1 rRNA gene is annotated in these 1,030 nt (G+C 55.9%); it reads left to right on the forward strand.

The annotated features are described in order from the left end of the window. A 23S ribosomal RNA gene (locus ACFZBX_RS36990) occupies positions 1–1,028 on the forward strand; the annotation flags it as partial. Between the last annotated feature and the right edge of the window lie 2 nt (positions 1,029–1,030).

The raw sequence follows: 1,030 nt of genomic DNA on the forward strand, positions 1-1,030 counted from the left end.
GGCGAAGCTGAGAACTTAAGCGCCAGTAAACGGCGGTGGTAACTATAACCATCCTAAGGTAGCGAAATTCCTTGTCGGGTAAGTTCCGACCTGCACGAATGGCGTAACGACTTCTCGACTGTCTCAACCATAGGCCCGGTGAAATTGCATTACGAGTAAAGATGCTCGTTTCGCGCAGCAGGACGGAAAGACCCCGGGACCTTTACTATAGCTTGATATTGGTGTTCGGTTCGGCTTGTGTAGGATAGGTGGGAGACTTTGAAGCCGTGACGCCAGTCATGGTGGAGTCGTCGTTGAAATACCACTCTGGTCGTGCTGGATGTCTAACCTGGGTCCGTGATCCGGATCAGGGACAGTGTCTGGTGGGTAGTTTAACTGGGGCGGTTGCCTCCTAAAGGGTAACGGAGGCGCCCAAAGGTTCCCTCAGCCTGGTTGGCAATCAGGTGTTGAGTGTAAGTGCACAAGGGAGCTTGACTGTGAGACTGACGGGTCGAGCAGGTACGAAAGTAGGGACTAGTGATCCGGCGGTGGCTTGTGGAAGCGCCGTCGCTCAACGGATAAAAGGTACCCCGGGGATAACAGGCTGATCTTCCCCAAGAGTCCATATCGACGGGATGGTTTGGCACCTCGATGTCGGCTCGTCGCATCCTGGGGCTGGAGTAGGTCCCAAGGGTTGGGCTGTTCGCCCATTAAAGCGGTACGCGAGCTGGGTTTAGAACGTCGTGAGACAGTTCGGTCCCTATCCGCTGTGCGCGTAGGAGTGTTGAGAAGGGCTGTCCCTAGTACGAGAGGACCGGGACGGACGAACCTCTGGTGTGCCAGTTGTTCTGCCAAGGGCATGGCTGGTTGGCTACGTTCGGGAGGGATAACCGCTGAAAGCATCTAAGCGGGAAGCCTGCTTCGAGATGAGCACTCCCACCTCCTTGAGAGGGTAAGGCTCCCAGTAGACGACTGGGTTGATAGGCCGGATATGGAAGCCTCGTGAGGGGTGGAGTTGACCGGTACTAATAGGCCGAGGGCTTGTCCTCAG

This window comes from Kitasatospora sp. NPDC008115 (assembly GCF_042957205.1).
Taxonomy (GTDB): Bacteria; Actinomycetota; Actinomycetes; order Streptomycetales; family Streptomycetaceae; genus Kitasatospora.